Raw genomic sequence first — 10708 nt, forward strand, 5'->3', positions numbered from 1 at the left:
GGGTAGCCGAGGAAGAAGCCGCCGATGACGACCGCGGCGGCGACGAGGAGGCCGCCGAGGACCATGCGCCAGGTGGGGAGCAGCCGGCGCCATCCGGTGCGTTCGGGCCTCTTCGTGGCGGCGGCCGCCGGGGGCTTTCTCGGTGCCCAGCCCTTCCCGGGCTGCTTCCCGGACTGTTCCCCGGGCGGCTGCGGCTGCGGCTCGTCGCTCATGTCGTGCACGGACTCCTGTTTCGCCTGGCTTGTTCCACTACGCCGTGGTGTGTGCCTCTTATTCAAGACTGTCCCATCCGGCGGCGCGTCTCCGCCGACGCCGCGCGTGGCGTGCGTACGCGGCTTGTCACACACATGGCCCCAACGAAAATGCGTGGCCGGGGGTGTGGCGGGCGCACTAGGCTCCTGCGCTTCGGTGCCGGACGCGGGAGGAGGGCGGGGCGTGGGCTCGGCGCGCTTGTATCTGGCCGTCGCGGTGGGGGGTTTCCGGCGGTACGCGTCGTACCGGGCGGCGACGGCGGCCGGGGTGTTCACGAACACGGTGTTCGGGCTGATCCTCGTGTACACGTATCTGGCGCTGTGGGAGGAGCGGCCGGGGCTCGGCGGGTACGACCAGGCGCAGGCGGTCACGTACGTGTGGCTGGGGCAGTGCCTGTACGCGACGCTGGCGATCCAGGGCGGGGGTGCGGAGAAGGACCTGATGGAACGCATCCGTACCGGTGAGATCGCCGTCGACCTGTACCGGCCGGTGGATCTGCAGGTGTGGTGGCTGGCGGGTGACGTGGGCCGGGCGGTGTTCCAGATGCTGGGGCGGGGGGTGGTGCCGTTCGTGTTCGGTTCGCTGTTCTTCACGATGGCGCTCCCGGTGGAGGTGACGCCCTGGCTGGCCTTCGCGGTGACGCTGCTGCTGGCGGCGGTGGTGAGTTTCGCGATCCGCTATCTGGCGGCGCTGAGCGTGTTCTGGCTGATGGACGGCATGGGCGTCAGCCAGGTGCTGATGATCACGGGGGTGTTCTTCTCGGGCATGGTGCTGCCGCTGAACGCCTTTCCGGGTGGGCTCGGTGACGTCGTCCAGGTGTTGCCGTGGGCGGCGCAGATCCAGGTTCCGGCGGACGTCCTGATGGGGGAGCGGGACCCGTGGGGGGCGTTCGCGTTCCAGGCGGCGTGGGCGGTGGTGCTGCTGGCGGCGGGGCGGCTGCTGCAGTCGGTGGCGACGCGGCGGGTGGTGGTGCAGGGTGGGTGAGCGCGGTGTGTTCGTGGAGGGGCTGCGGGCCTACGGGCTGATCGCCGGGATGTGGGTGCGGTCCGGGATGACCTACCGCGCGTCCTTCGTCTTCACGGTGTTCGGGAACCTGCTGGTGACCGGGCTGGACTTCGTGGGGATCCTGCTGATGTTCTCGCAGGTCGACTCGCTGGGCGGCTGGTCGCTGCCGGAGATCGCCCTGCTGTACGGGCTGTCGGTGACGTCGTTCGGCATCGCCGACCTGCTGCTCGGTTCGATGGACGTGCTGGGCGGACGGATGCGGGACGGCTCGTTCGACGTCCTGCTGGTGCGTCCGGTGCCGGTGCTGGCGCAGGTCGGCGCGGACCGTTTCGCGGTGCGCCGGCTGGGCCGGATCACGCAGGGCGCGGTGGTGCTGGGCTGGGCGCTGACCGCGGTCGACGTCGACTGGAGCGCGGTGAAGGTGCTGCTGGTGCCGGTGATGGTGGTCAGCGGTGCGGCGATCTTCGCGGCGGTGTTCGTGGCGGGCGCGGCGTTCCAGATCTTCGCGCAGGACGCGGCGGAGGTGCAGAACGCGTTCACGTACGGCGGTACCACGCTGTTGCAGTATCCGCCGAGCGTGTTCGGGAAGGACCTGGTGCGCGGGGTGACGTTCATGCTGCCGCTCGCCTTCGTCAACTGGGTGCCGGCCGCCCATGTGCTGGACCGTCCGTACCCCGTCGGTCTGCCCGGCTGGGCGGCCTTCGCGTCGCCGCTGGTGGCGGTGGGCTGCTGTGTGCTGGCGGGTCTGGCGTGGCGGACGGGTCTCAGGTCGTACCGGAGCACGGGGAGTTAGCGGATGGTGGATGACGCTTTCATCGAACTCGACGGTGTGGAGAAGGTCTTCGACGTCCGCAGGAAGACCGGCTTCCTGAAGCGGGAGCGGCACCGGGTGCGGGCGGTCGACTCGATCTCCTTCACGGTGGCGCGGGGCGAGATGGTCGGCTACATCGGTCCGAACGGTGCCGGGAAGTCGACGACGATCAAGATGCTGACGGGGATCCTCACGCCGAGCGGGGGCCGGCTGCGGGTCGCCGGGATCGACCCGTCCCGCGAGCGGACCCGGCTGGCGCACCGCATCGGGGTGGTGTTCGGGCAGCGCACGACCCTGTGGTGGGACCTCCCGCTGATCGACTCGTACCGGCTGATGCACCGCATGTACCGCATCCCGGAGGCCCGGTACCGGGAGAACCTCGGCCGGCTGACCGAACTCCTCGGCCTGGGCGAGCTGTTGGACGTGCCGGTGCGTCAGCTCTCGCTCGGTCAGCGGATGCGCGGGGACATCGCGGCGGCCCTGCTGCACGACCCGGAGGTGCTCTACCTCGACGAGCCGACGATCGGCCTGGACGTCGTCTCCAAGACCAGGGTGCGGGACTTCCTGCGGCAGTTGAACGCCGAGCGGGCCACGACGGTGCTGCTGACCACCCACGACCTCCAGGACATCGAGCAGTTGTGCTCACGGGTGATGGTCATCGACCACGGCCGGCTGGTCTACGACGGTCCGCTCACCGGGCTGCACGAGGCGGGGGAGAGCGAGCGGACGCTGGTGGTGGACCTGGAGCGGGAACTCCCGCCGATCGAGGCGCCGCCGCCCGCGCGGGTGGTACGGGTGGAGGGGCCCCGGCAGTGGCTGGCGTTCCCGGCGTCGGCGTCGGCGGCCGAGCTGGTGGCGCGGATCGCGGCACGGTACCCGCTGGTGGACCTGTCGGTACGGGAACCGGACATCGAGGCGGTGATCGCGAAGATGTACGAGGAGCGAGCCGGGCGGGCCCTCTCGTAGCCGGGGCGGGTCCTCTCGTAGCCGGGGCGGGTCCTCTCGCAGCCGTGCGGGCCCCTCGTAGCCGTGGGGCCCCTCGTAGCCGTGCGGGCCCTCTCGTAGCCGTGCGGCGGAGACAACTCGTAGGCTGCTGGTATGACCGACGACGCAGCCGCCCCGGACCTCCGCGCCTCCGACGCCGACCGTGAACGGGTCGCCGAGATCCTGCGGGACGCCCTCACGGAGGGCCGCCTCGACATGGAGGAGTTCGAGGAGCGGCTGGAGGCGACGTACAAGGCGCGCACGTACGGGGACCTGACGCCGATCACCCGGGACCTGCCGGACCACGGGGCGTCCGTACCGGCCGTGTCCCTCACCAAGCAGCCGGAGCGGAGCGGCACTTGGAGGGACCGGATCGTCGGCGGCGACGATCCGGGCACGTCGTCGTGGGCCGTGGCCGTGATGTCGGGCTTCCAGCGCAAGGGCCGCTGGACGGCGCCGCGCCGCTTCAACTGCTTCGCCTTCTGGGGCGGCGGGGAGATCGATCTGCGGGAGGCGTACTTCGCGGACCGCGAGATCGTCATCAACGCGGTCGCGGTCATGGGCGGGGTGGAGGTCATCGTCCCGCCCGGCGTCGAGGTCGTCGTGCGCGGCATCGGCGTCATGGGCGGCTTCGACCACCGCGAGGAGGGCGTCCCGGGCGAGCCGGGCGCCCCGCGCGTGATCGTCACGGGCTTCGCCTTCTGGGGCGGCGTGGGCGTCGACCGCAAGCTCCCCCGCGCGGAGAAGCAGCGCCTGCGCGAGGAACGCCGCAGGGAGAAACTGGAACGCAGACAGGAACGCCGCCGGGAACTGGAGGGCTCCCGCCGGGACCACCTGAACCTCCACCCCCGCCAGGAGGAACGCGAACCGCGCGGACGGGAAGAGTAGCCCCCCAGGGGCGCGGGGAACTGCGCGAAGGGGGTCTGGGGGCGCAGCCCCAGGGACGGAAGGGAAGGGGCGGCGGGGGCGAGAGAACCACCCCCGAACCCCCTACAACCGCGCCGGAGCCCCACCCTTCAGATCGTCGAGGTCGAAGGCCTCCGCCATCCGGGTGTACCCCCGGTCGCTCGGGTGCAGATGGTCCCCGGAGTCGTACTCGGAACGGAACCGCCGCGGATCGTACGGATCCCGAAGCGCCTCGTCGAAGTCGACGACCGCGTCGAACACCCGCCCGGAGCGGATCTCCGCGTTGATCCGCTGCCGCGCGGCCTCACGGGCATCGGTGTACCCCCGGTGCCCCCGGAACGGCATGAGCGTCGCCCCCACCACCTTCACCCCCCGCGCGTGTCCCCGCGAGACCAACTCCTCCAGCCCCGCCACGATCGCGTCCGGATCGGCCGTCCCCGGACGGCGCAGGATGTCGTTGATCCCGAGCGCGACGACGACGACCTCGACGTTCGTCCGCCCCAGCACGTCCCGCTCGAACCGGTTGAGCCCACTGGCGTTCTCCGCGGGCCGCCCCAGTCCGTCCGCGAGCACCCGGTTCCCGCTGATGCCCTCGTTGACGACGCTGTACCGAGGCACGTCCCGCCCGTCGGCGAGAGCCGACCGCAGCCGGTCGGACAGCACGTCCGGCCACCGGTTGTTCGCCCCGGTCGTCGAGGTGACGCCGTCCGTCAGCGAGTCACCGAGCACGACGACCGTCCCGTCCGCCTCGTTGCTCAGCACGTCCAGCGCGGTCACGTACCGCCAGAACCTGCTCTGCCCGGTGTACGCGGCCCCGGTCGCGTCCCGGGTGTGCTCGCCGTCGGCGACGTACGAGATCTGGCGCGCGTGCGGGTGGTAGGTGACCGGCCCGGAGGCGGTGGGGGAGTACGTCGTGATCAGGACGTCCCCGTCGTGCGGGACGGCGATGCGCACGACGTCGCTCACCACCTGCCCGCCCGCCGGGACGACGACCGTCGGGTTCCCGGTGAAGGTCAGCGGCCGCACGGTCTCCGCGAGCGCCGCCGCCGTGTCCGGGTCCGCGGACACCGCGATCGAGGCGTGCGTGACGGTCAGCGGCGACTGGCCGTACAGGTTGGACAGCGTGACGCGGGCGCTCGTACCGCCGGCGCCGGTGTGGACGACGTTGCGCACCGAGCGGCCCGCGAGCCCCGTCATCTCGGTGCCGGGCTCGCCCCCGACCGGGGAGGCGGCCCAGGAGCCGACCCAGGTGCCGGCGGAGGCGGGCGCGGCCGGGTCGTTCTGCGTACCACGGCCACCGGTCACGGTGCCGCGCTCCCGCACACCGTCGCCGACTCCGACGCCGGCACCGACGTAGATGGCGGCGGAGACCGCCAGGAACGCGGCGACGACCGCGGCGAGCAGGGCGCGCTGCTTGGCGGGAGGCGCCTGCGCGCCCCCGTCACGACCCCGGGTCATGCTGTTCTGTTCTCCTCGGAAGACGGGAGCGGGAGGCTCCGATCTGATGAACCCATGATGATCCACGAGCCGGGAAGGTTGACGCGGGGGACCACTGCGGAACCCTTGGGTGATCCCCCTGGACGAACCCCCTCCGGACAGACGCCGGGAACTCCTGCCGCGTTCCAGGAGTCGGTCAGGAAGGGACAATGTGTGAGGGATCACCGAACGGGTGGAGCGGATGGAACGGACCGGAACGACAGAAGAAGCGGAAACGGCGGAAACGACGGAAAACGGCGGCCGGAACGCCGAAGGCCAGCATGCCCGCACCGGAGCCTCCACCAACCGCGCGATGAACACGTTCAGCCCAGCGGACGAGGAGAAGCGGCGCGGAGTGCGCCGGATGAAGCTCACCGCCACCGGACTGCTGCTGTTCGTCGCCGTCGTCTACGTCCTCGCCGAATGGGCCTCCCACCAGGGCGCCGGCCCCTGGGCGGGCTATGTCGCCGCCGCGGCCGAGGCCGGCATGGTCGGCGCGCTCGCCGACTGGTTCGCCGTCACCGCCCTCTTCCGCCACCCCCTCGGCCTGCGCATCCCGCACACCGCGATCATCCCCACCAAGAAGGACCAGCTCGGCGTCTCCCTCGGCGAGTTCGTCGGCGAGAACTTCCTCTCCGAGGACGTCGTACGGCAGCGGCTGCGCGCCGTCGGCATCGGCAGCCGGCTCGGCGCCTGGCTCGCCGTCCCCGAACACGCCGACCGGGTCACCGCCGAACTGTCGGCGGCCCTGCGCGGTGCCCTCACCGTGCTGCGCGACTCCGACGTCCAGGCGGTGGTCGGCGAGGCCATCACCCGCCGTGCCGACGCCCAGGAGATCGCGCCGGGCATGGGCAAGCTGCTGGAGAGGATCGTCACCGACGGCGGCCACAAACGGGCCGTGGACGTCATCGTCACCCGCGCGCACGACTGGCTGGTGCTGCACAGTGACACCGTGATGGACGCCGTCCACGGCGGCGCGCCCGGCTGGACCCCCAAGTTCGTGGACCGCAAGGTCGGCGAGCGCGTCTACAAGGAGCTGCTGCGCTTCGTCACCGAGATGCGCGACATGCCGTCCCACCCCGCGCGCGGCGCCCTGGACCGCTTCCTCACCGACTTCGCCTCCGACCTCCAGTCCGACACCGACACCCGTGCCCGCGTCGAGCGCCTCAAGAGCGAGATCATCGGCCGCAGCGAGGTGCAGGACCTGATCGCCTCCGTGTGGACGGCCGTACGATCCATGATCGTCTCGGCGGCGGAGGACGAGCGCAGCGAGCTGCGCCTGCGCGTGCGAGCCTCGCTGCTCTCCCTGGGCGCCCGCATGTCGCTCGACCCCAAGGTGCAGGGCAAGGTCGACGGCTGGCTGGAGAGCGCGGCGGTGTACGTGGTCACCACCTACCGCAAGGAGATCACCTCCCTGATCACGGACACGGTGGCGAGCTGGGACGCCGAGCACACCACGAAGAAGATCGAGGCCAACATCGGCCGGGACCTCCAGTTCATCCGCATCAACGGCACGGTGGTCGGCTCGCTGGCCGGCCTGCTGATCTACACGGTGTCCCGAGCGCTGGGCGCGTAGCCCGCCACGCTCCCACGGGTGTGTCGTGCCTGTCCGCGCAGTTCCCCGCGCCCCTGGGGGAGCGACCCCACCGTGGGTCCCCTGGCCCCCCTCGTCCTCCCGACCAAGGGCGACCGCAACCCCCCAGGGGCGCGGGGAACTGCGCGGCCAACCACAACGGACCCGCGGGAACCCACGACGGGTCGTCCCCCTAAGGGCCGTCCCGTAAATGTTCTTCGGGTGGCTTCGGGGACGGTTGGTCGTTGCGCGGCTCGTTGATCTATCCGGTGAGGGCGAGATTGTGCATCCGGGCGATGCCGAGCATGGCGTGGTGGACGCCGTCGCCCTTGAGGCGGCAGTCGCGGAGGATCTTCCAGGCCTTCATGCGGGCGAAGACGTGCTCGACGCGGGCGCGAACCCGCTTGTGGGACTTGTTGTGTTCCTCTTTCCAGTCCGGGAGCCCGGTCTGGCCGCGTTCACGACGGTGCGGGATAACCAGTCCGGTGCCTGGGTAGCCGCCGTCGGCGATCGTGAGGGTCCTGCCGGCGGCAGCCTTGGCGCCTGACTCCTCCCATGCCTTGCAGTCGTTACGGTTCCCGGCGAGTGGCCGGCCGACCACGACGACCAGACGGGTGTCGGCGTCGATGACGACCTGGTGGTTGGTTGAGTACCTGTAGTTCTTCGACTGCTCGGCGATGGCGTGGTCCCGAGTGGGGATCAGGGTGCCGTCCACGATGAGCACAGTGTCCCTGGCGAACCGTTTGCGGGGCTGGAGCGCGAGCAGCGACCCGAGGTGGTCGATGATCCGACCCGCCGCCGACTTCGACACCCCGAACAGCGGGGCGAGCTGCCGCATCGTCAGGTTGGTGCGCCAGTAGGCAGCGACCAGCAGCGTCCGCTCCTCCAGCGGAAGGCCCCACGGCCGGCCCTTGCGGACCGCGTCCGCACCTGCGCGACGCAATACCGTCACCAACTTCCCGAACTGCCGCGGGCTCAGCCCGGAGAACGGGGCCATCCAGGACGGTTCCGACGTCGTGATCACACCAGCCACCCCATGATCATCTCAGTCGCCCTATGATCCGATCCACAGAGATGAGCACCGTTGAGGGGACTGACGGGGATGACCGCAGCACGCATGGCAGCAGCCGTGCTGGCCACATGGGCCACGCTGATCCTGCTCCTGCTTGCGCCGTCGCCTCTGCCAGAGCATTGGCGCTACTACATCTACTCTCCGGCGAGTGTGGGCCTGTGGCTGCTGGCCATGCTCGTCGCCCCTGTCGTGGTCTGCATCGTGAAATGGCCATGGATCAAGTCGGGCGGCAGGTGACCCTCGACTTGCATACGAGCCCGCGGACCACCCCTTAACGCCTGGTCATCAATTACGGGTCGTCTCCCTAGGGGCGCGGGGAACTGCGCGAACAGCCACGACACTCCCGCCGCCCCCCCCACGCCCCGCAAGCCCAAAGGCCCCCGGGCCATCCCGCACGCCCCGGCGTTGAAAAAGCGAGCGGGCGTGAGAACGCCCGACCGGGGCATCCGACGGAGGTTCGCTTCGCCAGGGAGGGAGCCCATGACAACCGCGCAGCCCGGGACCGGACAACGCACCATCACCACCAGCATCCCCGCCCGCCTGGACCGCCTCCCGTGGTCCCGCTGGCACTGGACCGTCGTCATCGGCCTCGGCACCGTGTGGATCCTCGACGGCCTTGAGGTCACGGTCGTCGGCAACATCGCGAGCCGCCTGTCCGAACCGGGCAGCGGACTGCCCATCACCTCCGGTGAGGTCACCGGCATCGCCGCCGCCCTCTACGTCGCCGGCGCCTGCTCGGGCGCCCTGTTCTGGGGCCGCCTGACCGACGTCTGGGGCCGCAAGAAGCTCTTCATGATCACCCTCGCGGTCTACCTCGGCGCCACCGCCCTCACCGCGGTCGCCTTCGACACCTGGTGGTTCTTCCTCTTCCGCTTCCTCACCGGCTTCGGCATCGGCGGCGAGTACGCGGCCATCAACTCCGCGGTCGACGAGCTGATCCCGGCGAAGTACCGGGGCCGTGTCGACCTGATGATCAACGGCAGCTTCTGGCTGGGCGCGGTCGGCGGCTCCCTGCTGTCGATCCTGGCCCTGAACACCGACATCTTCCCGGCCGATGTCGGCTGGCGCCTGACCTTCGCCCTCGGCGCCGTCCTCTCCCTGGTCATCCTCCTCGTACGCCGTCACGTCCCCGAGAGCCCGCGCTGGCTGCTGATCCACGGCCGCGACGAGGAGGCGGAACGCATCGTCGGCGACATCGAGCGCCGGGTCGAGGCCGAGCGGAACGAGCCGCTGCCCCGCGCCGAGGGCGAGCTGACGATCCACCAGCGCAAGAACGTCACGTTCACCGAGATCGCCCGCACCGTCTTCGCCAGGTACCGCAGGCGCTCGGTCCTCGGGTTCTCCCTCTTCATCGGCCAGGCGTTCCTCTACAACGCCATCACCTTCGGCTTCGGCGCGATCCTGACCACGTTCTTCGACGTCCCGTCCGGCAGCACCGGCTACTACTTCGCCGTCATCGCGGCCGGCAACTTCCTGGGCCCGCTGCTGCTCGGCAAGCTCTTCGACACGGTCGGCCGCCGGGTGATGATCTCCGGCACGTACCTGCTCTCGGGCGTCCTGCTGTTCGGCACGGCCTGGCTCTTCGACCGGGGTTCGCTCAGCGCGGCGACCCTCACCGCCTGCTGGTGCGCGGTCCTGTTCTTCGCCTCGGCCGGCGCGTCCAGCGCGTACCTGACGGTCTCCGAGGTCTTCCCCATGGAGACCCGCGCGATGTCCATCGCCTTCTTCTACGCCCTCGGCACCGCCGCCGGCGGCATCAGCGGCCCCCTGCTGTTCGCGAAGCTCACGGAAACGGGTGTGGTCGGCGACACGGTCCTGGCCTTCCAGATCGGCGCGGGCCTGATGTGCGCGGCGGGCCTGGTCGCGGCGTTCCTCGCGGTGAAGGCGGAAGGCCGCTCCCTGGAGGACATCGCCAGGCCGCTCACGGCGGCGTCGTCCGGGGCGGAGGCCGAAACCCCCGCGGGCCCGGGTGCGGGCGGCTCGAAACCGGCGACGGCGTAGCGGACTCGGACGTCACGGCGTAGCAGACTCGGACGTCACAAGGTGCACGAACCCGTCCGACCGACAGGAGCCACGGCCCGATGACCGTCCGCCGGATCATGCCCGACATCCAGGTCGCCTCCGAGGAGGCGATGGACACCAGCCGGACCTTCTACGGCCTGCTCGGCTTCGAGGAGGTCATGGACATGGGCTGGGTCACCACCCTGGCGTCCCCCGCCAACCCCACCGCCCAGATCAGCTTCTTCACCGAGGAGCGCACGGCTCCGGTGGTCCCCGACCTCAGCGTGGAGGTGGAGGACGTCGACGCGGTGTACGAGCGGGTACGGGCATCGGGTGCGGAGATCGTCCGCGAGCTGCGGGACGAGGAATGGGGCGTGCGCCGCTTCTTCACCCGCGACCCGAACGGCCGAGTGGTGAACGTACTGACGCACCGCTCCTGACGGGGGCGCCCCGGCCCGTACGACGGACGGCGGTTCAGCCGCGCCGGTCGGCCACCGCCCACGAGGCGAGCGCCACGGCCCCCGCCACCCCGAACACGGCGGGCCAGGCGCCCACCTTCTTCGCCAGCGGATGCGACCCGGCGCACGCGGCGACGTACGCCACCGACAGCGCCCCGGCCGCCCGGCCC

At 70.9% G+C, this 10708-nt stretch carries 11 protein-coding genes; 8 read left to right on the forward strand and 3 right to left on the reverse strand.

Features of this window, described 5'->3' with window-relative positions:
• A partial coding sequence (locus tag B7767_RS47385; protein ID WP_218775815.1) for a hypothetical protein occupies positions 1–212 on the reverse strand: 212 nt, incomplete at its 3' end.
• A gap of 223 nt (positions 213–435) precedes the next feature.
• On the opposite strand from B7767_RS47385, the gene B7767_RS23950 reads away from it, so the two are divergent.
• From B7767_RS23950 to B7767_RS23965, 4 genes are all read left to right on the forward strand, one after another.
• Complete coding sequence (locus B7767_RS23950; protein WP_085574013.1) at positions 436–1236, forward strand: ABC-2 family transporter protein; 801 nt, start codon at positions 436–438, stop codon at positions 1234–1236.
• Positions 1237–1285: 49 nt separating this feature from the next.
• On the forward strand, positions 1286–2050 hold the full coding sequence (locus B7767_RS23955; protein WP_107486288.1) for an ABC transporter permease: 765 nt from the start codon (positions 1286–1288) through the stop codon (positions 2048–2050).
• Between the two features lie 3 nt (positions 2051–2053).
• The gene (locus B7767_RS23960; protein ID WP_179167259.1) at positions 2054–3034 is read left to right on the forward strand and encodes an ATP-binding cassette domain-containing protein; all 981 of its coding nucleotides are present in this window, start codon (positions 2054–2056) and stop codon (positions 3032–3034) included.
• Between the two features lie 132 nt (positions 3035–3166).
• On the forward strand, positions 3167–3940 hold the full coding sequence (locus B7767_RS23965; RefSeq protein ID WP_085574015.1) for a DUF1707 domain-containing protein: 774 nt from the start codon (positions 3167–3169) through the stop codon (positions 3938–3940).
• Between the two features lie 102 nt (positions 3941–4042).
• Here the strand turns inward: B7767_RS23965 and B7767_RS23970 are convergent, their stop codons facing one another.
• Complete coding sequence (locus B7767_RS23970) at positions 4043–5416, reverse strand: SGNH/GDSL hydrolase family protein (RefSeq protein ID WP_085574016.1); 1374 nt, start codon at positions 5414–5416, stop codon at positions 4043–4045.
• 220 nt (positions 5417–5636) lie between these two features.
• Between B7767_RS23970 and B7767_RS23975 the strand changes: the two genes are divergently transcribed.
• A complete protein-coding gene (locus B7767_RS23975) occupies positions 5637–7010 on the forward strand; it encodes a DUF445 domain-containing protein (RefSeq protein WP_085574026.1) in 1374 nt (457 codons plus the stop codon).
• 259 nt (positions 7011–7269) lie between these two features.
• On the opposite strand, the gene B7767_RS23980 is transcribed toward B7767_RS23975, so the two are convergent.
• On the reverse strand, positions 7270–8040 hold the full coding sequence (locus B7767_RS23980; RefSeq protein ID WP_085574017.1) for a transposase: 771 nt from the start codon (positions 8038–8040) through the stop codon (positions 7270–7272).
• Positions 8041–8109: 69 nt separating this feature from the next.
• Here B7767_RS23980 and B7767_RS23985 point away from each other — a divergent pair, with 69 nt between their 5' ends.
• From B7767_RS23985 to B7767_RS23995, 3 genes are all read left to right on the forward strand, one after another.
• On the forward strand, positions 8110–8316 hold the full coding sequence (locus tag B7767_RS23985) for a hypothetical protein (RefSeq protein WP_085574018.1): 207 nt from the start codon (positions 8110–8112) through the stop codon (positions 8314–8316).
• 243 nt (positions 8317–8559) lie between these two features.
• Positions 8560–10080 (forward strand): MFS transporter, encoded by a 1521-nt coding sequence (locus B7767_RS23990; RefSeq protein WP_085574019.1) that lies wholly within the window; start codon positions 8560–8562, stop codon positions 10078–10080.
• 80 nt (positions 10081–10160) lie between these two features.
• Positions 10161–10520: a VOC family protein gene (locus tag B7767_RS23995; RefSeq protein ID WP_085574020.1), complete on the forward strand. Its 360-nt coding sequence runs from the start codon at positions 10161–10163 to the stop codon at positions 10518–10520.
• The last annotated feature ends 188 nt before the right edge of the window (positions 10521–10708 follow it).

The organism is Streptomyces sp. 13-12-16 (assembly GCF_002114215.1).
Taxonomy (GTDB): domain Bacteria; phylum Actinomycetota; class Actinomycetes; order Streptomycetales; family Streptomycetaceae; genus Streptomyces.